General features: G+C 54.2%; 22 protein-coding genes. 13 read left to right on the top strand and 9 right to left on the bottom strand.

The window, feature by feature from the left end; all coding sequences use genetic code 11:
• Positions 1–300: 300 nt before the first annotated feature.
• Positions 301–1,335, top strand: a complete 1,035-nt coding sequence (locus tag FH603_RS07665) for a LacI family DNA-binding transcriptional regulator (RefSeq protein WP_186736878.1) — start codon at positions 301–303, stop codon at positions 1,333–1,335.
• Here the strand turns inward: FH603_RS07665 and FH603_RS07660 are convergent.
• Both FH603_RS07660 and FH603_RS07655 read right to left on the bottom strand, forming a co-directional pair.
• The gene (locus tag FH603_RS07660) at positions 1,325–1,897 is read right to left on the bottom strand and encodes a DUF2911 domain-containing protein (protein WP_186736877.1); all 573 of its coding nucleotides are present in this window, start codon (positions 1,895–1,897) and stop codon (positions 1,325–1,327) included. The two genes, FH603_RS07665 and FH603_RS07660, sit on opposite strands and share 11 nt — an antisense overlap.
• A gap of 63 nt (positions 1,898–1,960) precedes the next feature.
• Positions 1,961–4,903 carry a S9 family peptidase gene (locus FH603_RS07655; RefSeq protein WP_186736876.1) on the bottom strand — a complete coding sequence of 981 codons (2,943 nt, stop codon included), beginning with the start codon at positions 4,901–4,903 and terminating at the stop codon, positions 1,961–1,963.
• A 178-nt stretch (positions 4,904–5,081) separates the two neighbouring features.
• Between FH603_RS07655 and FH603_RS07650 the strand changes: the two genes are divergently transcribed.
• From FH603_RS07650 to FH603_RS07625, 6 genes are all read left to right on the top strand, one after another.
• Positions 5,082–6,536, top strand: coding sequence for a glycoside hydrolase family 88 protein (locus FH603_RS07650; RefSeq protein ID WP_186736875.1), 1,455 nt, complete (start codon positions 5,082–5,084; stop codon positions 6,534–6,536).
• Positions 6,526–7,971: an oxidoreductase gene (locus tag FH603_RS07645; RefSeq protein WP_186736921.1), complete on the top strand. Its 1,446-nt coding sequence runs from the start codon at positions 6,526–6,528 to the stop codon at positions 7,969–7,971. Before FH603_RS07650 ends, FH603_RS07645 begins: the two co-directional genes overlap by 11 nt.
• Positions 7,968–8,738 (top strand): 3-ketoacyl-ACP reductase, encoded by a 771-nt coding sequence (locus FH603_RS07640; protein WP_186736874.1) that lies wholly within the window; start codon positions 7,968–7,970, stop codon positions 8,736–8,738. The genes FH603_RS07645 and FH603_RS07640 overlap by 4 nt, the downstream gene beginning before the upstream one ends.
• Before the next feature lie 74 nt (positions 8,739–8,812).
• Positions 8,813–10,114 (top strand): Gfo/Idh/MocA family protein, encoded by a 1,302-nt coding sequence (locus FH603_RS07635; RefSeq protein WP_186736873.1) that lies wholly within the window; start codon positions 8,813–8,815, stop codon positions 10,112–10,114.
• Positions 10,115–10,162: 48 nt separating this feature from the next.
• Positions 10,163–11,395, top strand: a complete 1,233-nt coding sequence (locus tag FH603_RS07630; RefSeq protein ID WP_186736872.1) for an MFS transporter — start codon at positions 10,163–10,165, stop codon at positions 11,393–11,395.
• A 187-nt stretch (positions 11,396–11,582) separates the two neighbouring features.
• The gene (locus FH603_RS07625) at positions 11,583–12,047 is read left to right on the top strand and encodes a hypothetical protein (protein ID WP_186736871.1); all 465 of its coding nucleotides are present in this window, start codon (positions 11,583–11,585) and stop codon (positions 12,045–12,047) included.
• A gap of 127 nt (positions 12,048–12,174) precedes the next feature.
• Here the strand turns inward: FH603_RS07625 and FH603_RS07620 are convergent, their stop codons facing one another.
• Positions 12,175–13,200 carry an aldose 1-epimerase gene (locus FH603_RS07620; protein WP_186736870.1) on the bottom strand — a complete coding sequence of 342 codons (1,026 nt, stop codon included), beginning with the start codon at positions 13,198–13,200 and terminating at the stop codon, positions 12,175–12,177.
• Between the two features lie 152 nt (positions 13,201–13,352).
• Between FH603_RS07620 and FH603_RS07615 the strand changes: the two genes are divergently transcribed.
• A complete protein-coding gene (locus FH603_RS07615; protein ID WP_186736869.1) occupies positions 13,353–14,711 on the top strand; it encodes a cation:dicarboxylate symporter family transporter in 1,359 nt (452 codons plus the stop codon).
• Here FH603_RS07615 and FH603_RS07610 read toward each other — a convergent pair.
• Genes FH603_RS07610 through FH603_RS07600 form a run of 3 tightly spaced genes read right to left on the bottom strand, consistent with a single transcriptional unit; the run spans position 14,666 to position 16,889 of the window.
• Positions 14,666–15,493: a TIGR02757 family protein gene (locus FH603_RS07610; RefSeq protein WP_186736868.1), complete on the bottom strand. Its 828-nt coding sequence runs from the start codon at positions 15,491–15,493 to the stop codon at positions 14,666–14,668. The two genes, FH603_RS07615 and FH603_RS07610, sit on opposite strands and share 46 nt — an antisense overlap.
• 2 nt (positions 15,494–15,495) lie before the next feature.
• Positions 15,496–15,714, bottom strand: coding sequence for a hypothetical protein (locus FH603_RS07605; protein ID WP_186736867.1), 219 nt, complete (start codon positions 15,712–15,714; stop codon positions 15,496–15,498).
• 11 nt (positions 15,715–15,725) lie between these two features.
• On the bottom strand, positions 15,726–16,889 hold the full coding sequence (locus tag FH603_RS07600; protein WP_186736866.1) for a septal ring lytic transglycosylase RlpA family protein: 1,164 nt from the start codon (positions 16,887–16,889) through the stop codon (positions 15,726–15,728).
• Between the two features lie 157 nt (positions 16,890–17,046).
• Between FH603_RS07600 and kdsB the strand changes: the two genes are divergently transcribed.
• Positions 17,047–17,787: a 3-deoxy-manno-octulosonate cytidylyltransferase gene (gene kdsB, locus FH603_RS07595; protein WP_186736865.1), complete on the top strand. Its 741-nt coding sequence runs from the start codon at positions 17,047–17,049 to the stop codon at positions 17,785–17,787.
• A gap of 248 nt (positions 17,788–18,035) precedes the next feature.
• Complete coding sequence (porX, locus tag FH603_RS07590) at positions 18,036–19,610, top strand: T9SS response regulator signal transducer PorX (RefSeq protein ID WP_186736864.1); 1,575 nt, start codon at positions 18,036–18,038, stop codon at positions 19,608–19,610.
• Between the two features lie 116 nt (positions 19,611–19,726).
• Here porX and FH603_RS07585 read toward each other — a convergent pair whose 3' ends face one another.
• From FH603_RS07585 to galK, 3 genes are all read right to left on the bottom strand, one after another.
• On the bottom strand, positions 19,727–20,407 hold the full coding sequence (locus FH603_RS07585; protein ID WP_186736863.1) for a cell division ATP-binding protein FtsE: 681 nt from the start codon (positions 20,405–20,407) through the stop codon (positions 19,727–19,729).
• 133 nt (positions 20,408–20,540) lie between these two features.
• The gene (fsa, locus tag FH603_RS07580) at positions 20,541–21,209 is read right to left on the bottom strand and encodes a fructose-6-phosphate aldolase (protein WP_186736862.1); all 669 of its coding nucleotides are present in this window, start codon (positions 21,207–21,209) and stop codon (positions 20,541–20,543) included.
• 87 nt (positions 21,210–21,296) lie between these two features.
• Positions 21,297–22,460 carry a galactokinase gene (gene galK, locus FH603_RS07575; RefSeq protein ID WP_186736861.1) on the bottom strand — a complete coding sequence of 388 codons (1,164 nt, stop codon included), beginning with the start codon at positions 22,458–22,460 and terminating at the stop codon, positions 21,297–21,299.
• 254 nt (positions 22,461–22,714) lie between these two features.
• Here galK and FH603_RS07570 point away from each other — a divergent pair, with 254 nt between their 5' ends.
• The 3 genes from FH603_RS07570 (at position 22,715) to FH603_RS07560 (ending at position 24,827) form a co-directional block, all read left to right on the top strand.
• Complete coding sequence (locus tag FH603_RS07570) at positions 22,715–23,452, top strand: tetratricopeptide repeat protein (RefSeq protein WP_342355212.1); 738 nt, start codon at positions 22,715–22,717, stop codon at positions 23,450–23,452.
• Between the two features lie 179 nt (positions 23,453–23,631).
• On the top strand, positions 23,632–23,988 hold the full coding sequence (locus tag FH603_RS07565; RefSeq protein WP_186736859.1) for a transmembrane 220 family protein: 357 nt from the start codon (positions 23,632–23,634) through the stop codon (positions 23,986–23,988).
• Positions 23,985–24,827 (top strand): hydroxymethylglutaryl-CoA lyase, encoded by an 843-nt coding sequence (locus FH603_RS07560; RefSeq protein ID WP_186736858.1) that lies wholly within the window; start codon positions 23,985–23,987, stop codon positions 24,825–24,827. The genes FH603_RS07565 and FH603_RS07560 overlap by 4 nt, the downstream gene beginning before the upstream one ends.
• Positions 24,828–25,030 lie beyond the last annotated feature (203 nt).

Genomic DNA, 25,030 nt, shown 5'->3' with positions numbered 1-25,030 from the left:
CAAATTTAGTGGTTTGTATATAGGGGTGTTTATTGATAAAAGCGACCGGCTATTTGTGAATACTGACCTTATTTTGGGCCTTTTTAGAATCATTCTGATAAACTTTATCAAAATAGTATAATTTTGCCTATGCAAACGTTACCGGTAACGTTTGCATGACCAAATATTGTTTTGACGTTTTTTGTTCTATTTATGCAAGTCGTCCGGCGGAGAGGAAAACAGGGCTGGCTATGGGCGTGTAAATCGGAGAGCCCTGTATCGGGCGGGTTCTGTCTTTAATCTAATTTTAATTGATGGTCTATGAAAAGTTCGCCTGTTACGCTTCAGTCCATTGCCCGACATCTCAATATTTCAATCTCTACCGTATCCCGGGCGTTACGGGGTTTGCCCGAAATCAGTCTGGAAACCCGGCAGGCTGTCGTTGATCTGGCAACGAAGTGGGATTATCAGCCCAATCAACTGGCAAGCAGTCTGGTCAATCACCGTACCCGAACCATTGGTGTCATTGTTCCTAATACGGGCTACCCGTTCTTTTCAGCCATTATTGCCAGTATGGAAGAGGCAGCCATCCGGGAGGGATATAGTTTGCTGCTGTCGCAGTCGAATGAATCGTATCAGCGGGAGCTGGTTCATATTCAGAACCTGCTGCGTAGCCAGGTGGAGGGAATCATTATTTCACTGGCGCGGGATACTATCGATGCCGAACATCTGCACCGGCTCGTGCGCCGACAGGTGCCACTGGTGATGTTCGACCGTTATGCTGAAGGGGTTCCGGTGCCTCACGTTATAGTTGACAACCAGCTGGCAGCCCGGCAGGCCGTTCAGCACTTACTGGCGAACGGCTGTCGGCGGATAGCCTATCTGGCTGGGTTGCCCAGCCTGAAAATCAGTAACGAACGCTTGTTGGGGTATCAGGACGCACTCGCCGAAGCCGGGATAAGCTTCGACGATACGCTGGTGCTGCACTGCGATTTTACCCCCGACAACGCCATTCGGCAAACCAATTTGTTACTGGCCATGAAACGCCCGCCCGATGGTATTCTGGCCTTTAGCGACCGAATTGCCATGGCGAGTATGTATGCCCTACGCCAGCAGGGAATTCGTATTCCGGACGAGATGGCGATTATTGGTTTCAATGATGAGCCGACCAGCGCGTTGCTCACGCCGTCGCTCAGCAGTGTGGCGCAACCTACCTACGAGATGGGCCAGTTGACGGTGTCGCTGCTGTTAGCGCAAATCCAGGCAGAGCAGCCGATTCAGAACGCGGTGACACACAGGCTCAATACAACCCTTATGGTGCGCGAGTCGTCGGGTTGCCCGCTTGTTACAGGCTAATAGGGATAGCGACCATGGTGGTATCCCAGCCCATGTACATAGTAGCGGTTTTAGCGTCTTTTTTAGCAAACTGAATCGAGAAATTCTCAATCGCCGTCTCCGATTTCTGAACAGGCACCGTCACGCGGGCCACGTCGAGGGCTTCGTTATAACTGTAGGCACCCCACTGGTCGAGGTCGGAGCTGAAGATCAGGGTCCACTCGGTTTCGGTCGGGATGGTGAGCAGGGCATAGTTGCCCGCTTTTATCCTTTTGCCGCCGATGGTCACGTCCTGGTAAAACTTTATCTCCGGCGCTTCATTGGCCCCCGCCCGCCATACTTTGCCGTAGGGAACCAGTTTCCCAAAAATATCCCGACCATTTTTAGCGGGCCGGTTATACGTAATCCGAACCATCGCCTTGTCGGTGCCTATTTTGGCGGGGGCGAATTTACGGTCGTGGGCGTAGTCGTCCGGGTAATAGGCCATATCCATAGGCGTCTTGTCGAGGCCCCGGAAGGTTTGCGCATTGGCTGTGGTGATAGCCAGAGAAAGTAATCCAAACAGTAAATGGCTCTTTTTCATTGTGTTTTCAGGATAATACGGGAAGACGGTAAAGGTAGGCTATTCAGGCAGACCGGGCGATACTCAATACTTCATCTCGCCCCGGTCTTTCTCTACGGCAGAACGTCCGTCTTTCATCCAGACGGGCATGGGTGCGTCTTTCAGATAGTGGTCGAAGAACTGGTACATGCGGATACTGAGGTCTTTGGCATTGTGCCGACCCGTCAGGTTGTGCCCTTCGCCATTGTAAACGACCATCCAGACGGGTTTGCCCAGTCGGCGCAGGCCGGAGAAAAACTCGATTCCCTGCTGCCAGGGAACAGCGCCATCGGCATCGTTGTGCATGAGCATCAGGGGCGTCTGGATGCGATTGGCGTAAAAGAGGGGTGAGTTTTCGAGGTAGTTCATGGGTTTATCCCACAGGGTTCCTCCGATGCGGCTCTGGGTTTTCTCGTACTGGAACTGCCGGACAACGCCCGTTTCCCAGCGGATGCCGCCATAGGCCGACGTCATGTTCGCCACGGCTGCCCCGGCCATAGCCGCCCGGAACAGATTGGTCCGGGTGATAATGAAAGCCGCCTGATAGCCACCCCAGCTCTGTCCCTGAATACCCAGCCGGCTGCGGTCCACGTAGGGGCGGTCGAGCAGGCTCAGTACGCCCGGCACCACACAGTCATAGGCGTTAGGCCCCGGCTGGCCAGTGGTGTACACGATATCGGGCACAAAGACAAGGTACCCATTGGAGACACAATAGGGGATGTTGATCGTTGAGCGGCTGGGGGCCGGAAAGCGGTAGTCGTTCAGCGTTTCGGCGTTACGTTCGTAGAAGTAGGTTAGCATGGGGTACTTCCTGCCCGCGTTCTGATCGAATCCTTCGGGTTTGAACAGCAGTCCTTCGAGCGGGGTGCCGTTCGTGCCGACCCACTTCACCAGCTCAACGCTGCCCCACCGAATGCTGTCCTGCTGCGGGTTGGTTTTGGTTAGCTGGGTAGGTTTGGCAAAGGTTGTGTCGGTCAGGAACAGATTGATGGGTTCCTGAAAATTTCCCCGGTAAAAGGTCATCGTTGGCGCATTTCTGGCCTTGCCGATCCCAAAATAACGGTGTGCGCTGCTGGCCATGACACTGATCGAAACGGAACCGCTGGCGGGTGGCGTCGCTTTCAACACACCCGTGTGTTTGTCACTCTCCCAGATACCCGTCAGCCACAGGTCTGTTTTGGGGTCGATGGATTTTTCGTCGGGGTCCAGGTCGGCCCGGCGTAACCGGATCCGGTTGGTACGGCCCCAGCCGTTTGTCAGATTCGCCGGTTTCTCACGGCCCGTCGGGTCGATCTGCCAGATGTCGTAGCGGTCGTAGAGCCACAGATAGCGGTCGCCGGTGGTCCAGCCTGCCGAGCCGTAGGAGCCGGGTAGGCTGGGGGTGTCGTGCTCTTCGTCGAAGAACTTACTGGGTAAGCCCCGCGTCAGGTCGATACGACGGCCATCGGCCACCGACCAGGCCCGCCAGAGTGAGTCCCGCTCGTCGAACCAGTAGGCATACTGACCGCCCGGCGACAGTTTCGGGTCCGACGCCATGACGTCGTTGGCAATCCGTTTTTTCTCGCCCGACTGCGTATCGATGAGGTACAGGTCCGTGTGGCCGGGGTCCCACGAAGACTGGACCTGATAGGCCAGATCGCTCAATCCCAATAAATAGCGGGTATTCACTTTAGGGTCGAAGGCCACCGTTGGCACTTCGCGGTTGGCCAGCAGCGCTACCCGCCCGAAGGAAGTACTGGCCGGAGCGAGGTCGACGACGGTGAGGAACCCCCGCTCTTTTTCTTCTTTGAGCCGCTTCTGCTGCATGGGTTGCAGCCGGCTGTCATTCCAGCTCCAGACATCCATTCGTACTTTTTCGTCGTCGGGGGTGAGGGTGTCTTTGGCTGGTTTGACGGCAATGGGCGAGGTCGAGAAATAGAGCCGTCGGCCATCGTCCGAGAATTTGGGCTCCCGGTACTCATTCACCGTCCAGCGGTTGGGTAATGCTTTGGTCAGGGTGTCGGCCAGGGTTCGGTAGGGCGGTTCGACAGGGGTGGGCCTGCCTCGTTTTGCCTTGACCGGTGCGGGCGCAGCCAGGTTCTTGTAACGTAGCGAAAAGACCCGCACATCGGCACCGGCACTGTCGGCAGAGGTCATCCAGGCGAGTTGACGGCCTGCTTTGTCTACCGCCAGGCCTTTGTAAATCTTATTGGTCGAACTACTGTCTACCAGTGTGGTCTGGCCGTTGACCGTGTTGAACAGGAATACGCCGGGGATAACCGCATCGCCGGGCCTGAGCGAATCACGGGCCGACTCCCGGCTGTATACGATCGTCTGGCCATTGTCGGACATGACTACGTTGGAAACGAAGGTCACCGTTCGGCGGGTGCCGTCGGCCAGGTTCAGGAGCGTCAGGTTATCGCCTTTTGGTTTTTTAGTGACGCCTTTCCGGGTAGCGACTGTGGTTATGGACGTGGGTTGGGTAGGAACGAGTGTGTCTTTCCGGGGGCTCACCGTCACTTCTGCCAGGAGCTTCGGGGTGTTGGCGTCCTGGAGCAACGCCAGCCACGAACCGGCCTCTTTACCGAACATAAACGATTTTACGTTGGGTAATTTCGTGGTTTCGCCCGTGGTCAGATTCAGCACCAGCACGCTGTCTTTAGGCATGTCTTCGGCTTTTTTCTTCTTCAGTTTAGCCTTGCGTGTATCGGCCACCGGTACTTTCAGGCGCATCACCAGAAACCGGCTGTCGGGCGTAAACTGCGCCATATAACCGCGGGGAAATACCCGGCCGGGTGTTTTTTGCGACGCGTCGGCTACCTCCAGCCGGCCGTTGCCTTCCTGAGGATCAACCTGGTAGGCGATCCAACGACCGTCCCGACTTAATTTTTCGGATTTTACACTTTCCCATCGGTCGTAGTCGGCTGCGGTGAGCGGGCGTTTGGGTGATTGAGCAAAGAGAAGGGCGTTGATGAAAAAGCAGACTAAGAACGCAGCGATCCGGGCCATGGGTTGTACTTGCTGATGTATGAAAATCGACTAAATATACGGAATCAGTGGCATTGGCCGGGCTTGTACAGGCATCTGGTTTCGATTAAATGAACAACTGAAAGTAGAATCCGCAAAGCGGGTGGTTTTTAGCCTTGAGCCGCATGGCCAGCCTACGTATCCCGTCATTCTAACCCGCATGATTCAACTCGACCCTTCGCTAAAACCGGCTGACTTATCGACAAAACTCCAGCAATTCTGGGAAATCTCTGCCAAAAAAATCAAGCTGATCGAGCAGCAGTATAATCCGGCCCATGGCTCACCTGTTTTTACGATGCAGGGGCGCTATACCACGCGTGGCTGGACCGAATGGACACAGGGTTTCCAGTATGGATCGGCTATTATCCAGTTCGATGCTACGGGGGATACCGAATTTCTGGAACTGGGCCGACTGAAAACCCTCGCCGTTATGGCCCCGCACGTGAGCCATACAGGGGTTCACGATCACGGCTTCAACAACGTGAGTACCTACGGGAATTTGCTGCGGCTCATGCGGGAGGGTAAGATTCCTTTCAATGCCTGGGAAGCCAACTTTTACACGTTAGCCCTCAAGGTTTCGGGCGCTGTGCAGGCCAACCGCTGGACGCCCATCAACAGTAAAACCGAAAGTCCGTTTGGCACAGGCGGATTTATTCATTCGTTCAACGGACCACATTCGCTGTTTGTCGATACCATCCGGTCATGCCGGTCGCTTGTTGTCAGCCATTTGCTGGGCCATACGTCTAAGGGGGAAGGCGACGTACAGATCAACCTGCTGGAACGGGCGCTGCACCATATCGAAGCAACCGCCACGTACTCCGTCTACTACGGGGAAGGCCGGGATTCTTACGATGTCTGGGGGCGCACCGCCCATGAAAGCATCTTCAACGTGACGGATGGCCACTACCGCTGCCCCAACTCGCAGCAGGGCTACACCGGTTTCAGCACCTGGACGCGCGGCCTGGCCTGGGCTATGTGTGGATTTGCCGAATCGCTGGAAGCGTTGCTCCTTATTCCGGATGATGAACTTACTGCGCTTGGCGGACGGGAGCGTCTGGAGTCCCTGATGCTCAAAGCGGCCCGCGCTACCTGTGATTTCTATATCGAACACACCCCCCTCGATGGCGTGCCGTATTGGGATACCGGCGCACCGGATCTGCACAAGCTGGGCGATTACCTCCACCAGCCTGCTAACCCCTACAACGAGTATGAACCCGTAGATAGCTCGGCGGCCGCCATTGCCGCGCAGGGGCTACTGCGGTTAGGGCATTACCTCATGCAGCATAGCCACTCGATGGATGGAGAAGACGCCGAAAAGCCCGGCGTTATCTACTGGCAGGCTGGCCTGACGGTGCTGAATACTCTGCTGGATATCCCTTATCTCAGTACCGACCCGGCGCACCAGGGCCTGTTGCTGCACTCGATCTACCACCGGCCCAACGGCTGGGATTATAGGCCCGAAGGAAGTAAAATACCGTATGGGGAGTCGAGCATGTGGGGCGATTATCATATTCGGGAGGCTGCCCTGTATGTGCAGCGCCTGCTGGATGAAGCGCCCTACTATGCGTTTTTTACCGGGTGTATACGCCAAAAAGACGAGCAGCATGAGTGGTAAATACAAGCCTAAGTACGCCCGAATGGCGCAGTTGAAAACGGCCGGGGATCTGGCAACCTACCTGCAAACGAATGGGATCGACCTGGCGTTCGATGCGTCACTGCTGCCACCGGCTGAGAGCCCTTTCAACCGGCCGATCCAATTGAAGTCGGGCAAAACGATTGGTAACAGCCTGTGCATACTGCCGATGGAGGGCTGGGACGGAACCCCGTCCGGCAAACCCACTGAGTTTACACGCAACCGCTGGGTGAAATTTGCGGAGAGTGGTGCCAAACTGCTGTTTGGGTGCGAGGCCGTAGCGGTCTGTCATGAAGGGAAAGCAAACCCGAACCAGCTGGTGATGAACCGGGAGAACGTAGCGGAGTTCGTTAACCTCCGGCAACTGGTCCTCGACCGGCATACCGAAAAATTCGGGCGTACCGATGATCTGGTGATTGGCCTTCAGCTCACCCATTCGGGGCGGTTTTGCAAGCCCCGCAGCCACACGAAATTTGAACCCCGCATACTCTATGCTCACCCGTATCTTAACCAGAAGTTCGGGATAGCCGCCGATTATCCGACGCTGACCGATGAGGCCATCGACATTATCATTGAGCAATACATACAAGCCGCTGTGCTGGCCCAACAGGCTGGTTTCGACTTCGTGGACATCAAACATTGCCACGGTTACCTGGGCCACGAGTTTCTGAGCGCCGTAAACAGGGCGGGTAACTACGGCGGCAGCTTTACCAATCGCACCCGGTTCCTGCGCGCCATTGTCGACGGTATCCAACAGGCCGCACCCGGTCTGGAGATGGGTATCCGGCTCAGCGCCTTCGACCTGCTGCCGTTCAGGAAAGGGGTAGACGAGGTTGGAGAGCCCGAAAAAGCCGACCGCTATCCGTTTGCGTTCGGTGGGCAGGAGACGGGGCTGGCCATTGACCTCGACGAGCCTAAAGCGTTTCTGGAACTGGCGCAGTCGCTGGGTATCCAGCTGATCTGCATTACGGGCGGCAGTCCGTACTACAATCCGCATCTGATGCGCCCCGCCCTGTTTCCCCCTTCTGACGGTTACCTGCCACCCGAAGAACCACTGCTGGGCGTGAAACGGCAGATCGACGTGACCTGTGCGTTGAAAGAGGCTTTTCCGGAGCTGGTCATTATCGGGTCCGGCTATTCATATTTACAGGAATGGCTCCCTAACGTGGCTCAGTATGTGCTGCGAACTAACATGGCCGACAGCGTGGGGTTCGGGCGCATGGTGCTCTCATACCCGACCATGCCCGCCGACATGACGGCCGGGCGACCACTTTCCCGGAACCAGATCTGCCGGACGTTTTCCGATTGCACAACCGCCCCCCGAAACGGCCTGGTGTCGGGTTGCTACCCGCTCGACCCGCTGTATAAGAAATTGCCCGAAGCCGATCAGTTGAAAGCCATCAAAGAGACACTGTGAAACAAGTTGCATTCATAACCGGCAGTAGCCGCGGTATCGGGCTGGGAATTGCCCGGCATCTGGCCCGCAAAGGATTCGATCTGGCCATCAACGGTGTCCGGGATGAGTCGGCGGTAAGCGAGGTGCTCACAGAACTGCGTAGCCTGGGGGCCACCGTGATTTACTGCCAGGGAAGCATTGCCGATACCGACGCGCGGGCGGCCATACTTGCCAACGTTAACGCTCACTTCGGGCGGCTGAATCTGTTGGTCAACAATGCGGGCATAGCACCCGGCGTTCGCGCCGACATGCTGGAAGCCACCGAAGAAAGCTTCGATCAACTGCTGAATACCAACCTGAAAGGCGCTTATTTTCTGACGCAGGCTGTTGCCAGATGGATGATCGAACAGAAAGCGGGCGCGTCTGATTTTCAGGCGGCTATCATAACGGTTTCGTCTATGTCGGCTACCGTAGCTTCGGTTAACCGGGGCGACTACTGCATTTCGAAGGCGGGTCTGAGTATGGCTACGCAGTTGTTCGCTGTCAGGCTTGGGGAGTTTGGGATTCCGGTGTATGAGGTGCGTCCGGGAATTATCCGGACTGATATGACGGCGGGTGTAGCCGAAAAATACGATGCGCTCATCGCCGATGGGTTGACCGTGCAGCCGCGTTGGGGAATACCCGACGATGTGGGCCGGGCCGTTGCTGCCATTGCCGAGGGGAGTTTCCCGTACTCGACCGGGCAGGTATTTATGATTGACGGGGGCCTCACCCTCGCCCGGCTTTAGCCTTCGATTACAACCGTTCGTTAACCAGTTTTCCTATTCCTGATCTCTTTACTTCCTTTACCTTATCATGTATCATGGAAAATGCCCCTTTTTCCCGGCGTAAATTTATCCAGACCGCTGCCGTCGGCACGGCGGTGCTGGGATTGCCAACGATTATCCCGAGTCGGGCGTTCGGTGCCAACGACCGGCTGCGCGTAGCCGTTATCGGCCTCAACGGACGCGGCAAAGACCACATTGCCGGGTTCTCCAATCTAGCCAATGTTGAGGTAGCGACGCTTTGCGATGTGGATGAGGTGGTGCTGCAAAAAACGGCGTCCGACTTTGCGACCAAATACAATCGGAAGGTCAAAACGGAGGGCGACCTGCGTAAAGTCTATGACGACAAAGACATAGACGCGGTCAGCATTGCTACACCGAACCACTGGCATGCGCTGGCGGCCATCTGGGCGTGTCAGGCCGGGAAGGATGTCTATGTGGAGAAACCGGCCTGCCATAATCTGTATGAAGGCCGGAAACTGGTCGAAGCGGCTGCCAAATACAACCGGATCGTACAGCATGGGGTCCAGTTGCGGAGTTCGGTTGCCATCCAGGAAGCAATCCAGCACCTTCGCGACGGGCTCATCGGTAAGGTGTACATGGCGCGCGGCACCGTTTACAAGTGGCGGGCCGACATTGGAAATCTGGGTAACTCGCCCGTTCCGCAGGGATTGAACTGGGATTTATGGCAGGGACCGGCCCAGGCGCGTGAGTTCAGTAAAAACTACGTTCACTACAACTGGCACTGGTTCTGGGACTACGGCAACGGCGATATCGGGAATCAGGGTATCCACGAAACCGACCTCTGTATGTGGGGTCTGGACGTTGGCTTACCCGAAGTGATCACCTCGGCGGGCGGCAAATTTTTGTGGAACGACTGCAAAGAAACGCCCGAAGTGCTCACCTCGACGTACCATTACCCCAAGCAGGGAAAGATCATCGAGTTTGAAGTGCGCCCCTGGATGACGAACAAGGAGGATGGCGTTGAGGTAGGCAACATTTTCTACGGCGACAAGGGCTACATGGTCATCAACGGCTACTCAGACTATAAGACGTATCTGGGCCGTAACCGGGAACCTGGCCCGGCCCGCAATGCGGGTGGCGATCATTACAAAAACTTTGTCGACGCGGCCCGTGCCCGAGATAAGAAGATGCTGAACGGCCCTGTAGAAACGGCGTATATGGCGGCTTCGCTGGCCCATCTGGGCAACATAGCGTATCGCCTGGGCCGGACCCTCAATTTCGATCCGCAGAAGGAAGTTTTCGTTGGCGACAAGCAGGCCAACGCCATGCTCACCCGCAAATACAGAGCCCCTTACGTCATTCCTACTACCGTTTAATCCGATCGTACCCCTACCGTGACAGGAGAGGGGTACGATTCCGTCCACATGAATGTACCTCTACAGTCGACACGTCAGCATCTGTTTCAACTTCCGGTCTTGGTGGCCGCCCTGGGCTATTTCGTGGATATGTACGACCTGTTTCTGTTTAGCGTGGTTCGGGTGCCGAGCCTGAAGGCGCTGGGCGTAACGGGCGACCAACTGCTACCGGAAGGCGTCTTCCTGCTCAATATGCAGCTGGCGGGTTTGCTGATCGGGGGCGTCTTGTGGGGGATATTGGGCGATAAGCGCGGGCGGTTGTCGGTGCTGTTCGGGTCGATCCTCCTGTATTCGCTTGCCAACATTGCCAATGGTATGGTAACAGATCTGACCCAGTATGCGGTGCTGCGGTTCATTGCGGGCATCGGCCTGGCGGGTGAACTGGGGGCAGGCATCACGCTGGTAGCCGAGATTCTGCCCAGACACCTGCGTAGCTACGGGTCGATCCTGGTGGCAACGATGGGCGTGTTGGGCGCAATTCTGGCGTACTTCGTGGCCGATTTGTTTGCCTGGCGAATGTCGTATTATGTAGGGGGTGGGCTGGGTCTTTTGTTGCTTGTTCTCCGCTTCAACGTATTTGAGTCGGGCCTCTTCCAGCATCTCAAGCTACAGGCGGTAGCGCGCGGCAACTTTCTGAGCCTGCTGACGAACCCGCAGCGTCTGCGTAAATACGTACTGGCTATCGTCATGGGTGTGCCGTTGTGGTTCGTGGTGGGTATTCTGATCACGTTCTCGCCGGAGTTTGGCCGGAATGCCGGTCTGGCCGAACCAATCATTGCCGGTAAAGCCGTGATGCTGGCCTTTGCCGGTCAGTCCCTTGGCGATATTGTGAGTGGCCTGCTAAGCCAGCGGCTGCAAAGCCGCAAAAAGGCGATCCGGGTATTTATTCTCCTGTCGTTTGCCATGATGCTGGTTTACCTGCTGGCACCCGTCCAGAAAACCAGTCAGTTTTACCTGCTGTGCGCCTGTCTGGGTTTTTGCAATGGCTACTGGACCCTCTTCATCGTGCTGGCTGCGGAGCTTTTCGGTACCAACCTGCGCGCTACGGTGGCAACGTCGGTTCCTAATTTCGTGCGGGGCGCTACCGTGCCGCTCACGTCGCTCTTCGTGTGGCTCAAACCAACGCTGGGACTGACCTACGGCCCCTTGCTCATTGGCGGGCTTATCGTCTTCTGCTCGTTACTGGCCCTGCATTTTCTGGAGGAAACCTTCCACAAGGACATGAATTATGTGGAAGTATGAAAACGATCGTCAGGAAGATAAGTAAATACGCAGAATTTAACGGCACTTTATTTGCCATTCCGAGGAACGAGGAATCTTCGGAGATGGCCAGTAAAATCACACTTATCCGAAGATTCCTCGTTCCTCGGAATGACAAATCACTCAATAAAAAAATATAATCTAGTTCTGCTAAACCTGTTTTCGAACGATGAAATTCAACTGCTTACTTAGTTTACTTGCCGTAACGTTTACCGTGGCTGGCTGTGCTAAAAAAGAATCGGCCTTACCACTTATGGGGACCTGGGAGTTAATATCGGCGACAACGACAGAAAAAGACACAACTTTTTCTACGTTCGACCCGAGTCATAAAATGATCAAGATCATCAACCCGACCCACTTCGCTTTCCTGAACCATGCCATCAGTCCGGGGAAAGATTCAGTGGCAAATGCATTTACTGCCGGGGGAGGGAAATACACGGTGGCTGATAGCAATTACACGGAACATCTGGATTACTATATTGATAATAAATGGGAAAACAACACCTTTGAATTCGTCATTAACATTGTGAATGATACGCTTATTCAAAAGGGTATTGAAAAGGTAGATAAGCTGGGTATCGACCGGGTGATCGTTGAAAAATATAAACGGGTCACCCAATCAGCTGACTTATAGCTACGCTGGTAAAACACGTCTTTTCGCTGCGGAATGATAGCGGGCCTTATGTATGAAGCAAATTTCATACATAAGGCCCGCTATTGAATTGTCGAATTCAGATTATCGGCTTGTATCGATGTGCTACTTAATCCAGACGTACCCATATGGTACCGGAAAGCGCATCGCCCGGGTCTATGACGGCCAGTCCGTCGCCGGTGTTGAACGCATTGACGTTAGCCGTCAGAGGTTCAATAGCGACGCTGTCGCGCCGGGGGGGCGTAAAGCAAACGAGGTGATTCAATTTGCCGGGGCCTGTTTCCTGCCCAACGATGAGTCGCATGCCTGCATTTGGCGAGGCCAGGATTGTTTCAGCAAAAGGGTTATCAGTAGGGGGAGAGGCTGGCTCAATGACGAAGGGTGTATCCAGCTCCCGGTCGCGCAACAGAATTGTTCCGGCTGGTTCGGCGGGTTGCCGTCCCTTGGGCAGCATATCGTCGTCGAGTACAATGGCGCTCCGGGCGGGTAGCGAAAGCGTCATGTCGTCGATTGCTTCCTCAGACAAGGTAAAATAAGGATGCCAGCCAAACGCTGCCGGACATGGTTTTGGCCCTGTATTCAGGGCCGAATACGTAATACGCAACGCACACATCCGGTCATTGGCAAGGCTACCAAGCGGTAACTGATCGGCCTGGATCAGTTCATACGTAATAGTCAGGGAGAAAGGAAACGGATAGCCCGGCATCGATCCCGTATAGTCATAACGTAATACCAGTTGCGCGTGGGTGTCGGTGGTTTCCTGACTGATCACCTGGAAGGACTCGCCGTAAACGAAGCCATGCAGAGCGTTATCGTGTTTCGCTTCGTTCATTGGCAGGGCATAGTCTTCCCCGTCGAACCGATAAATACCATGACGAATTCGACTCGGAAACGGATAGAGGAACGCACTGGCATAACTCTCAGCGGCCAGCAGAGCCTGGGGCGAATCAGGCGCTTTTATCAGCATCATGAGCTCCTTCCCTTTTCGTAAAACCAACCGGCGCAGTATACCGCCGAAGCCGGGGAGGATACTCATAAACTCGCCGGTTTCGGTGTGTTCGAGCAAGTACTCGGTAAGGGGCTGAGAGTCGGTTGCCAGCGGACCGAACGGTTGAGTCGATATAGTAAATGGCATAGTCGAACAAATAGGTTAGTACGTTTAAGTAATCGGCCGGGCTATGATTTTGTTCGCGCAACTTAGCTAATGTGGCCATTTTGGACCCTGATTACGCGGCTAATAGCTATCTTGCTGGACTGTTGCATCCATCTGCCGACCTGATTATCTCCATGAAAAGACTGCTTACCAACCTGACGTTCTGGGTACTGACGGCCATTACACTGGGCGTATTGCTGGGCCACTTCAGGCCCGACTTAGCACTGGCACCCATTCTGGATGCTCCACTCAAGGCCCGATTCATGGGGCAGGAGCTTACGCTGGGTGCTACATTCAGTGAATTTTTAAGCGGCTTTTTTATCAGTATCGTCAAGCTCTTTATCAGCCCGATTATTTTTCTGACGATTGCGCTCGGCATCGTCAGCATGGGGGACCTGAAAAAAGTAGGCAAGGTGGGGGCCAAGGCATTACTCTACTTCGAAGTTGTTACGACGGTGGCACTGCTGATCGGTGTGGTAGTGGCCAATATCATTGAACCCGGTGCCGGGGTATCGACAGCGCAACTGAAGGGGGGCGACATTTCGAAATACACAAAGGGGGCTACTGAATTTAGCTGGGTCAGGTTTTTTCTGGATAATGTCACGCTACAGGTGCTGGTAGCGGCCATTGTGGCGGGTATCCTGCTCAGCCGTTACAGCGGCCGTGAGCGCGTCGTTGTCCTGATGAATAAGCTGTCGGTCTACGTTTTCTGGGGGTTGCATAAAGTAATGCTGCTGGCACCCATCGGCGCATTCGGCGGAATGGCCTATACCATTGGCAAATACGGGCTGGGAACGCTGCTGCCGCTGGCCAAACTGATGGGTACCGTATATACCACGATGGCCATATTTATCTTCGGCATTCTGGGGTTGATCCTTCGTTCATGCCGCGTTAGCCTGTGGCAGTTTCTGCGCTACATCCGCGAGGAACTACTGATCGTACTGGGCACGTCGTCTTCCGAAGCGGGCTTACCCTCGCTGATGGAGAAGCTGGAGCGTATGGGCTGCGCCCGGTCGGTGGTGGGGCTGGTGGTACCGGCGGGCTACTCATTCAACCTCGACGGTACTACGATCTACCTGTCGATGGCGACCATTTTTCTGGCGCAGGTGTTTGATGTGCAGCTCGATCTTACCCAGATGCTGACCATAATCGGCATACTCATGGTAACCTCCAAGGGAGCGGCCGGGGTAACAGGTAGTGGATTTGTGGTACTGGCCAGCACACTGACCGCGGTGAAAGCAATTCCGATCGAAGGTCTGGCGCTACTGCTGGGCGTAGACCGGTTTATGTCGGAAGCACGTAGTATCACTAATTTTATTGGCAATGGGGTGGCCACGATCTGGCTGGCGAATAACGAAAAAGCCTTCGATCGGGCCAAAATGCAGGTAGCGTTCGGCCAGGTAGAAGCGAGTGAACAGATCACCCGCGAACCCCTGGATGAGTCCGCTCATAACTCACCTTCGACACCCAGGCCAAACAACGCAAAATCATAGCGGACCGGGTCGGCGGGGTCAAACTGGCGCAGGGTTTCGGTGAGCTCCATGGCTGCTTTCCAGTCGGTTTGCTGGCGGGTAAGCAACCCCAGCAGGCGCGCGACCCGGTTAACGTGTACATCGATGGGGATAACCAGCTGGCTGGGATGCAGGCGTGTCCATACCCCGAAATCGACACCCCGATCGTCCTGCCGAACCATCCAGCGCAGAAACATCAGCAGCCGTTTGCAGGATGAGTTGCGGGCCGGTGTGGCAATGTGCTTCCGGGTCCGGGAAGGAAAGAACGGGTCGCAGCAGAAGCGGTCATGAAAAACAACCAGCGCCGACTCGACCGTCTCTGGCCTGTCAGACCCTGTCTCAGCAAAGCCGCTATCGGGCGATACCAGAAAGGCATCTTCCAGCGAGTCGTTTGTCTGGTAATACTGGCGGAAGAAGTGCAGAAAATACAGCGCGTCTGTTGTGTTGAAGGTGCGGTGTTTGAAGGCGAGGAAACGCTTAAGATCGCTCTCCTGGTGGTTTCGGACGAAATCGTATGGCGCTCCGTCCATGTGTTCGATCAGCTCAGCCGCCTTTCTCAGAATCACCGGCCGTTGTCCCCAGGCCAGCACTGCCGACCAGAACCCCATAATTTCGATGTCCTGTTTCTGACTGAACCGATGCGGGATGCTGATGGGGTCACGCTCAATAAATGAAGGCCGATTGTAAAAATCGGCCTTTGTATCCAGAAACTCGTGTATCAACTCCTGGGAAGTACCCGGTAGGAGGTTTCGTTCCTGCGTCATTTTTATCGGCTCTCTCCTCCACTGACGACCCAAGCCATGGCCCGGGAAACGCCGGAGAAAACGGCCAGAATCGCCGACATAACGAAGGTAAACACCGCAATGAACGGGTAGGCCAGTGTAAACATGACCGCAAAGGTTTTGTAGCCCGGCGATGCCTTCATGCGGGCATCACGCTCCTGATGACGTCGGGCAATACGCGCTTCTTTCGTTTCTTTTTCCATAACGGGGTTTCTTACCGAACAATGTAACTGACCTCAGCCCGGAAACGCCGGTCGTCGGGCGAAAGTTTCGCGAAGGCCTGCGCCGAGAGTTTGACCAGGATCTTATCGTTGACCCCGGTGTCGGGCAACCGACCAATGACCTTCACCCATAAACTCTGATTGTTGAACTCGTTACGCACCTGAACCAGGGTGCCGATGGGTGCTGTACGGTGAAGAGCCAGGTACTTGCCGGACCCGTCGGCTCCTTCGATCATCTCCGCCACGCCACTGCTCGATACCCGCCGGCCGCGTGTGGGCATGGGCGCGTCATTGCCGGGGCGCGGCAACTCAATGACTTCTACATCGGCGGGTTTGGTCGAAGCCGGGGGCGGTGTGGCCGTCGGAGTAGTGGTCCGCTCCGGCGTGACCGGCGTTTCGGTCCGGCGGTTTTCGGCTACCGGCTCATCGGGGGTGCGGGGCGCGGGCCGATTTGGTTTTGAGTCGGAGCGGCTGGTCGATGCGGGTTTTGTTTCAGCTGGCCTGGCGGGCGCTGGCCGTTCCGGCGCATCGGATTTAGCCACGGCAGGCGCTGGCGTGGGAATGCGGTCCTGGTACGCTTTTTCAGATACGATCAGGGCCTGCCCAATGAGTACGTTATCGTTAGACAGGTTATTCCATTTACGCACATCGGCCTGTGGAACCCCATAACGAACGGCTAAGCTATAGAGTGTCTGACCCGGTTCAACCACGTGGATACCGGCCCGCGCCGGGTCTTCGGCTTTTTTTGCCCGTGCTGCTGCGGGGGCATTGGCCGAATTATTGATCTTGGCTTCCCGGTCGACCTGTTTCTCTTCCTTGCGAATGGCTTTATCGATCGCTTTTACTTCTTTTCGGCTGAGGGCTCCGGCAGGAATTGGAATTCGAACGACCTGATCGTAGCGCATCGACTCGCCAAGGTTGGGGTTAGCCGCTTTCAGATCGGCTACCGAACGGCCGTAGCGTCGGGCAATAGAATAGAGTGTCTGCCCTTGATCAACACGGTGAAGGATAAATCGTTTGCCATCTTTTTTCTCGATACCGATAGAGTCGGCAACGGGCGCGGAGTCAGGTGTTGGTAACCGGAGAGGAGCCGGTGAGGCATGAGCAAAGCCACTTAACAAAAGCAGAGAAGCGGGTAGAATCAAATAATTTTTCATGGGTTGTTGCAGACGCAAAAGGGTGGGATGTTTCCCGACCTGCCACCTGTTCGAGGCTTATTATGTAAAATTAGGGTAAAATACGGCTGCTTTTTCCCAAAACGGTTTTTCATTGCTTTCCGTTTACTTTACAGCCTCAAATCAACTTTCAGTAAAAGTGGTTATTCTCGGAATCATTCCTGCCCGCTACGCATCGACGCGATTTCCGGCAAAGGCACTGGTCGACATCAACGGTAAAAGTATGATTCAGCGTGTCGTTGAGCAGGCCCGACAGGCTCTTTCGCTCAGCCGCGTAGTGGTCGCTACCGATGATGAACGAATCCGGGCGCATGTTGCCGATTTCGGGGGCGAGGTGGTCATGACCTCTTTGCATCACCAGAGTGGTACCGATCGCTGTCAGGAAGCCCTGCAACAATTAGGGGTTCAGGCTGATTATGTCGTTAATATCCAGGGTGATGAACCCTTCATACAGCCGCGCCAGATCGACATGCTGACGTCGGTGCTGGACGGGGTAACGGAACTGGCAACGCTTGTTAAAGTCATCGACGACCCGCAGACGCTACAAAATCCGAACACCCCGAAAGTTGTACTAAGCGCTACCGGCGAAGCGTTGTATTTTAGTCGGCAGCCAATTCCGTATCTGCGTGGCCAGCCGCTTGACGCCTGGTTAGCCAGTCATACCTATTACAAACACATTGGTTTGTATGCCTACCGGACCGATGTATTGGCACAACTCACCCAACTGCCGCCCTCGCTCCTCGAAAAAGCCGAAAGTCTGGAACAGTTACGCTGGCTCGAAAATGGCTATCGAATTCGTACCGTCATAACCGACTTGGACAGCCACGGCATCGATACGCCCGAAGATCTGGAAACAGTCAAGCAGTTGGTCAGTCGGTGAGTTGGTTAGTCAGTCAGTTGATCAGTTGGTGAGTCGGTGAGTCGGTTAGTCAGTCAGTTGGGTTTTGCGTCCGCCACTGACTGACTCACCAACTCACTAACTGATCAACTGACTTCCTTGTTAAAAAAGCTTAAATCCGAACCGTCCGAACAGAAGCGGACGTTTGCTGTTTAACTAACAGCGGTTTTTCTGTTTGTCTGGCCGCTGGGTATCGTGGCAGACTGGTACATTTTCCCAATAGAGAACTTATGCAAAATTATTCGATACTATGGGCCGACGATGAGATCGATCTCCTGAAGCCCCACATTCTGTTTCTGAAAAATAAGGGGTACGATGTCACCTCTGTCAACAGCGGAGCCGATGCGCTCGATGAAGTTGAGCAGACGAACTACGACGTTGTATTTCTTGATGAGATGATGCCCGGCATGACCGGTTTGGAAACCCTGGCTCAGATCAAACAGCTGCGGCCGAACCTGCCGGTGGTCATGATCACCAAGAGTGAGGAAGAGCATATCATGGAAGAAGCCATCGGCTCCAAAATCGCCGATTACCTCATCAAGCCCCTCAACCCCAACCAGATCCTGTTGTCGGTTAAGAAAATCCTGGATAACAAACGGCTCGTAACCGAGCGGACCAACATTGGCTATCAGCAGGATTTCCGGAATATCTCAATGCAGTATAACGACCGCATGACGTATGAGGAATGGGCCGATGTATACAAGAAACTCATCTATTGGGAGCTGGAACTCGATACCTCGCAGGATAAAAGTATGCTGGAGGTGATGAACATGCAGAAAAGCGAAGCCAATGCGACCTTCTGCAAGTTCGTGATCGACAATTACGAAGACTGGCTGAACGATCCCAAGATGGACAGCCCGATCATGTCGCACCAGCTGATGCGTAAGAAAGTGTTCCCGCTATTGAACCAGAATGGGGGAAGTGGCGAAGCACCGCTTTTCTTCCTGCTCATCGATAACCTGCGGTATGACCAGTGGAAGATAATTGAACCGCTGCTGTCGGAATACTTCACGGTAGAAGAAGAGTCATCGTACTACTCTATTTTGCCAACGACAACGGGTTTTGCACGAAATGCCATCTTTTCCGGTATGATGCCGAGCGAAATGGAACGCAAGCACCCCGACCTGTGGGTCAACGATGATAGCGAAGATGAAGGGCTGAACAACCACGAAGACGAATTCCTGCGTCGGCAACTCGAACAGAGCCGCCTGAACGTGAAAATGTCGTACCATAAGATTCTGAATGTGGGCCAGGGGAAGTCGCTTGTCGATAACTTCAACAACCTGCTACAGAACCAGCTGAACGTGGTTGTGTATAACTTTGTGGATATGTTGAGCCATGCCCGTACGGATATGGCGATGATCAAGGAACTGGCTCCTGACGAGTCGGCTTACCGGTCAATTACGCGGTCGTGGTTCCTGCACTCGCCCCTGCTGGAATTCATCCAGAAGGTGGCTGCCAAAGGGGGACGGCTCATTGTTACGACCGACCACGGTATGATCCGGGTGCAGAAACCAGCCAAGATTGTTGGTTACCGCGAAACGAATACGAATCTGCGTTACAAACAGGGTAAGAACTTAGGGTTCGATGATAATCACCTGTTTGTTGGTCGTAAGCCGGAGCGGTTGTTCCTGCCTAAGCCGCACGTGTCGACTGCGTATGTCTTTACCCTTGAAGACTACTTCTTCGCTTATCCAAACAATTACAATTACTACGTCAATCACTACCGAAACACCTTCCAGCACGGGGGCGTGTCGCTCGAAGAGATGGTTATTCCGTTCTCGTACCTGAAAGCGAAAGTATAGGAGGAGGGAGTAAAGGGAGGAGGGGGACGAAGGGGAAGAGGGGGAGGACGCTGGTCCAATCCCTCTTCCCCTTCGTCCCCCTCCTCCCTTTACTCCCTTTTACCCCTCCTTCCTTTTTACCCGACCAATTCTATCACCTGCCCATCCTGACAGCGCAGGACACGGGCCGGGTACTTGTTAAGAAGGTCGTAGTTATGGGTTGCCATCAGAACGGCAGTGCCCGCATTGTTGATGGCCTGGAATACTTTCATGATCTGATCCGATACGGCTGGATCGAGATTGCCCGTCGGTTCGTCGGCGATCAGAATCTGGGGTTCGTTTAGCATAGCGCGGGCCACAACAACCCGCTGCTGCTCACCGCCCGATAGCTGATGGGGCATCTTTTTCTGAGCCGTTCCCAGCCCTACCTGCATCAGCACATCGGCGATGCGGTTATTCATTTCGGTTCTGTCTTTCCAGCCCGTCGCTTTCAGAACGAACTTTAAATTGTCTTCAACGGTACGATCGAAGAACAGCTGAAAATCCTGGAAAACAATGCCGATTTTCCGGCGCAGTTGCGGCACGTCGCGGGGCTTGAGCGCATCGAGCGGATAGCCCGCCACGTACCCTTTCCCGTTCCGAAGCCATAAGTCGGCATAGAGGGTTTTAAGCAGCGATGTTTTACCACTGCCTGTAGGCCCAATCAGATAAGCAAAATCACCCTTATTGATCTGAAATGACACATCACCCAGGACTAGTTTCTGGCCCTGATAGATATCGGCGTGTTCGAGAGTAAGAACGGGTTCGCTGGAGAACATGAATAAACTGGATAAGGTGAAAAGGAGTCAAAAGTCGTAAAAGTCACAAGTCATAAATCATAAGTAGTTAATATTCAGGTGTTTGCTTGTATTGACTACTTACGACTTATGACTTCTACGACTTATGACTTCTTTACTGTTTCACCGGCAGGTTTGCTTTCTCGTGGTCGGCCAGAAATTTGGCCAGGCCACTGTCGGTGAGGGGGTGATTGAGTAATGATTTGATAACGCTCAGTGGAGCTGTAATAACATCAGCACCAATTTCGGCACACTGAATAACGTGCATTGGATGGCGCACCGATGCGGCCAGTACCTCGGTCGCATATCCGTAATTCGTGAAGATCGTTACGATCTGCTCGATCAGCGCCATACCGTCGGTCGAAATATCGTCCAGACGGCCTACGAAAGGGGATACGTAGGTAGCTCCCGCTTTGGCCGCCAGCAAGGCCTGCCCGGCCGAAAAAATCAGGGTGCAGTTGGTACGGATGCCTTTTTCGGAGAAATATTTGATGGCTTTAACCCCATCGCCGGTCATTGGCACCTTCACCACGATGTTTTCATCGAGTTCGGCCAGCTCTTCGCCTTCAATGATCATTTCGTCGAACTTGATCGAAATGACCTCCGCGCTGATGTCGCCGTCTACGATCTCACAAATCTGCTTGTAATGGCGCATAACGTTATCCTTACCCGTGATGCCTTCTTTAGCCATCAGCGAAGGGTTCGTTGTTACGCCATCGAGGATACCCATATCCTGAGCCTCGCGAATGTCGGCCAGATTAGCCGTGTCAATAAAAAATTTCATGGTCGAATTAAGTTAATAAATGGAGGGACTGCAACGCCAGACAATGGCTTGTAAACATAGAATCTGTCTAACGGCTAAGCGGAGATTTTAGTGAACAGTTGGGTTAATCAAGTGGGTCCCGTCCTCAATTTTACAGACGTGAATGTACGTATCTTTGCCAGTAGTGGCCTTATATTGTTTCGTGATGACTGCCATAAACGCGTCCAGGGCATCTTCACGCACCAGGTTGATGGTGCACCCGCCAAAGCCGCCCCCCATCATGCGGGCACCCAGCACACCCGGCTGCCGACGGGCTATACCGACGAGGGTGTCCAGCTCGGGGCAACTCACTTCGTACCACTGGCTCAACCCTTCATGTGAGCCGTACATCAGTTGGCCAAAGGTAGCGAGGTCATCGGCTTCAAGGGCGGCTACCCCATCGAGCAGACGCTGGTTTTCCTGGACTACATAGGCGCAGCGACGGTAGATCAGGGGTTGGGTGTCGCGCAGATGCAGGTCCAGCATGGCCATGGTCACGTCGCGCAGGCTGTTGATTTCAGGATAGAATATTTTCAGGAATCGAACGCCGGATTCGCACTCGGCCCGGCGCGTGTTATACTCCGAAGTTACCAGGGAGTGCTTCACCTGACTGTCGCAAAGGACGATGCGGATATTATCCATACTGAACGGGGCGTACTCATAATCGAGTGACCGGCAGTCGAGCTTGATCACGTGCCCGGCGCGCCCCATCATGCTGGCAAACATGTCCATGATGCCGACTTTAGCGCCCACGAAATCGTTCTCGGCTTTTTGGGAGAGCTTCAGCAGGGTAAGCCGGTCCAAACCGGTCTGGTAAAGTTCGTTGAGCGCAAAGCCAACGCCGTTCTCCAGCGCTGCTGATGAGGACAGGCCGGCTCCTATCGGGATAGTCCCGCCGAAGACGCAGTTGAAGCCCCCCAACTGATGGCCTGCCAGCCGAAACTGAGCCACGACGCCAAGGATATAGTCGGCCCAGGTATGAGTTGGAACGAGGTTGCCGAGCGAACTGGTATGGGTTTCGTTAAGGTCGTGGGCAATGAGGTGAATCGCATCGTCGGTACGTACGCCAACGGCCAGGTAAATCGCTTTGTCGATGGCAGCCGGAAGTACAAATCCCTCGTTGTAGTCGGTATGTTCACCAATGAGATTGACGCGACCGGGGGAGCAGATGAGTAAGGGGGTAGTTTGAAACGCATCCTCGTAGGATGCAGTCAATTGAGTAAGCAGGTCCATGAGAGAGGTCAGGAATTTAGCGGACCGATACAGCTAACATGCACAAACCGCTAAAAAGAACGGCGGGGCGGCCTACGCCAATTCGCCGGAACCGGCCTAAAATAAAAAATGGCAAACCAATGTCTCACCGCTACGACCACCTACCCTTGCTTCGGTCAAGACCTGGGGGATTCAGCAGGAGCTGGTAGCACCGATTTGCCAATGCAAAGTTACGTAAATGTTAGCCAAACGACCAAATTTCGCCCGTACCTTTGATGGGAAAACAAAAAACCATGAAGCGTTACACATTCATTTTCTGTTGTATTTTATTCATTATCAGCGCCTGCCAATCGTCAGATCAGTATGTAGCACAAGGAAGAACTTACTTAAAAGAAGGTAAATTTAGAGAAGCTGTACAGGTTTTGAACCAGGCCGTGGAGGCCGATGACGATAATGTGGAAGCCTTCAACTCGCGGGGAGTGGCTTACTTCGAACTCAAAGATTACGCTAATGCCGCCCTGGATTACAACCAGGCTATCAAACTGGCTCCTGACTTTTACCGGCCCTATTATAACCGGGGCCTGCTCAAAGTAGCCCAGAATGACCTGACCGGCGCATTGAAAGATTATTCTGACGCCATCCGTCTGGCTCCTGACACCAGCCGACGAATTACGGCCGAGATTTACCTGAACCGGGGACAGTTGTTTGCCGCACAAGATCAGATTCAGCCGGCATTGACCGATTTTGCGCAGGCGATCTCATTGGACCCTAAAAATGCGCTTGCTCTTTATAATCGAGGTAACCTCCACTTTCAGCAGAAACGGCTGGCTGAAGCAACAGCCGATTTTAAACTGGCTGTTCAGGCGAACCCGTCCTTTGGTAAGGCTTTTTATGGGTTGGGACTTTCCCAACTGCTCCAGAACGAGCGCGAAGGTGGTTGCCTGAGTCTGAAACAGGCGCGTAACCTGGGTTATGCCGATGCCACAAACGCCGTTGCTGAGTATTGCGACTGAAAAAACGGGTTAGTCGTAACAGTCGTAAGTCGTAACAGTCGTAAGTCGTAGAAGTCACAAGTCGTAGAAGTCATAAGTAGCTAATGCCTGTTCACGACTTACGACTTCTACGACTTACGACCAATACGACTCCTACGACTTACGACCAATACAACTCCTCAACCAACTCTTTTTCACCCATGCGCAAAACGCTGTCTCTCATTTTTGGCTTACTGTTTGTCCTGTTTGCCGCTTTTCAATATAACGACCCTGATCCGGAAGTGTGGATCCCTATATACGGGTTTGCCGCTGTAGCCTGCCTGATGGCTTATGCAGGACTGGCGCGCTGGTGGTTTCTGGCTGGTATGGCTGTGCTTTACGTAGCGGCAGCGGTGTACCAGTGGCCACCCGTTTTTGAAGGATTTCTGTTTAGCGAAGTCGGTATGCGGAGCATGAATATCGAGATGGCCCGCGAAGCCGGCGGCCTGGGTATTTGTGCGGCTGTCATGATCGTGCTGGCCGTGTTGTCTCGTCAGCCGCAACCCATCCGGCGATGAAACTCATCGAATGCCCGCGCGACGCGATGCAGGGTCTGCCGCATTTTGTGCCGACAGATCTTAAAATCCGGTACCTCAATGTGTTGCTGCGGGTTGGCTTCCACACGCTTGACTTCGGTAGTTTTGTTTCGCCCAAAGCTATTCCGCAGTTGCGCGATACGGCGGAGGTGCTGGCCGGGCTGGACCTCTCCCGAACCAATACCAAACTGCTGGCTATTGTAGCCAACCTACGCGGGGCCGAAGAAGCTATCCAGTTTCCGGCTATCCAGTACCTGGGTTTTCCGCTGTCCGTTTCCGAAACGTTTCAGCAGCGCAACACGAACAAGTCCGTGGCGCAGGCGTTCGATGACGTGGCGGCTATTCAGAGTCTGTGTGTTCAGGCGGAGAAAGAGCTGGTCGTTTATCTGTCTATGGGGTTCGGTAATCCCTACGGTGATCCATACAGCCCTGAACGGGTGGTCGATTTCAGCGACCGGCTGGTGCAGCTGGGAGTTCGCATCATTGCGCCATCCGACACGGTTGGGACATCGACACCCGACGCCATCGAAACGCTGTTCACGTCCCTGATCAGCGCGTTTCCGGCGGTCGAGTTTGGCGCGCATCTGCACACCCGGCCCGGCGAAACCGCTGACAAGGTACGGGCGGCTATTCGGGCGGGAGTTCAGCGCATTGATGGCGCTTTACGTGGTTTCGGTGGTTGTCCTATGGCCGCCGATGAATTGACCGGTAACTTACCTACAGAAGAAATAATCAGGACGCTTTCCGAAGCGGGTCTTACCCCGCCTGTCAATCAGGAAGCGTTTCAAAAGGCAATGACCCTGTCGGCAGCTGTGTTTTGAAGGGAGTCGTGGAAGGTGTAGGAGTCGTAAGGTGTAGAAGTCGTAAGGTGTAGAAGTCGTAAGGTGTAGAAGTCGTAAGGTGTAGAAGTCGTAAGGTGTAGAAGTCGTAAGAGTCGTAGGTCGTAGAAGTCGTAAGTGGCTGACGCGAGAGCAACAAGCCCGCGTCAGCCACTTACGACTTCTACGACCTACGACTCTTACGA

Source organism: Spirosoma utsteinense, assembly GCF_014282275.1.
Taxonomy (GTDB): domain Bacteria; phylum Bacteroidota; class Bacteroidia; order Cytophagales; family Spirosomataceae; genus Spirosoma; species Spirosoma utsteinense.
The sequence above is the reverse complement of the archived record's forward strand: the minus strand, read 5'-3'. Positions and strand labels throughout refer to the sequence as shown.

Excerpts from the sequence above, each read along its gene's own strand:
- FH603_RS07665 (WP_186736878.1), top strand. The coding sequence starts at position 301 with ATGAAAAGTTCGCCTGTTACGCTTCAGTCCATTGCCCGACATCTCAAT.
- FH603_RS07660 (WP_186736877.1), bottom strand. The coding sequence starts at position 1,897 with ATGAAAAAGAGCCATTTACTGTTTGGATTACTTTCTCTGGCTATCACC.
- FH603_RS07655 (WP_186736876.1), bottom strand. The coding sequence starts at position 4,903 with ATGGCCCGGATCGCTGCGTTCTTAGTCTGCTTTTTCATCAACGCCCTT.
- FH603_RS07650 (WP_186736875.1), top strand. The coding sequence starts at position 5,082 with ATGATTCAACTCGACCCTTCGCTAAAACCGGCTGACTTATCGACAAAA.
- FH603_RS07645 (WP_186736921.1), top strand. The coding sequence starts at position 6,526 with ATGAGTGGTAAATACAAGCCTAAGTACGCCCGAATGGCGCAGTTGAAA.
- FH603_RS07635 (WP_186736873.1), top strand. The coding sequence starts at position 8,813 with ATGGAAAATGCCCCTTTTTCCCGGCGTAAATTTATCCAGACCGCTGCC.
- FH603_RS07630 (WP_186736872.1), top strand. The coding sequence starts at position 10,163 with ATGAATGTACCTCTACAGTCGACACGTCAGCATCTGTTTCAACTTCCG.
- FH603_RS07625 (WP_186736871.1), top strand. The coding sequence starts at position 11,583 with ATGAAATTCAACTGCTTACTTAGTTTACTTGCCGTAACGTTTACCGTG.
- FH603_RS07620 (WP_186736870.1), bottom strand. The coding sequence starts at position 13,200 with ATGCCATTTACTATATCGACTCAACCGTTCGGTCCGCTGGCAACCGAC.
- FH603_RS07615 (WP_186736869.1), top strand. The coding sequence starts at position 13,353 with ATGAAAAGACTGCTTACCAACCTGACGTTCTGGGTACTGACGGCCATT.
- FH603_RS07610 (WP_186736868.1), bottom strand. The coding sequence starts at position 15,493 with ATGACGCAGGAACGAAACCTCCTACCGGGTACTTCCCAGGAGTTGATA.
- FH603_RS07605 (WP_186736867.1), bottom strand. The coding sequence starts at position 15,714 with ATGGAAAAAGAAACGAAAGAAGCGCGTATTGCCCGACGTCATCAGGAG.
- FH603_RS07600 (WP_186736866.1), bottom strand. The coding sequence starts at position 16,889 with ATGAAAAATTATTTGATTCTACCCGCTTCTCTGCTTTTGTTAAGTGGC.
- porX (WP_186736864.1), top strand. The coding sequence starts at position 18,036 with ATGCAAAATTATTCGATACTATGGGCCGACGATGAGATCGATCTCCTG.
- FH603_RS07585 (WP_186736863.1), bottom strand. The coding sequence starts at position 20,407 with ATGTTCTCCAGCGAACCCGTTCTTACTCTCGAACACGCCGATATCTAT.
- fsa (WP_186736862.1), bottom strand. The coding sequence starts at position 21,209 with ATGAAATTTTTTATTGACACGGCTAATCTGGCCGACATTCGCGAGGCT.
- galK (WP_186736861.1), bottom strand. The coding sequence starts at position 22,460 with ATGGACCTGCTTACTCAATTGACTGCATCCTACGAGGATGCGTTTCAA.
- FH603_RS07570 (WP_342355212.1), top strand. The coding sequence starts at position 22,715 with ATGGGAAAACAAAAAACCATGAAGCGTTACACATTCATTTTCTGTTGT.
- FH603_RS07565 (WP_186736859.1), top strand. The coding sequence starts at position 23,632 with ATGCGCAAAACGCTGTCTCTCATTTTTGGCTTACTGTTTGTCCTGTTT.
- FH603_RS07560 (WP_186736858.1), top strand. The coding sequence starts at position 23,985 with ATGAAACTCATCGAATGCCCGCGCGACGCGATGCAGGGTCTGCCGCAT.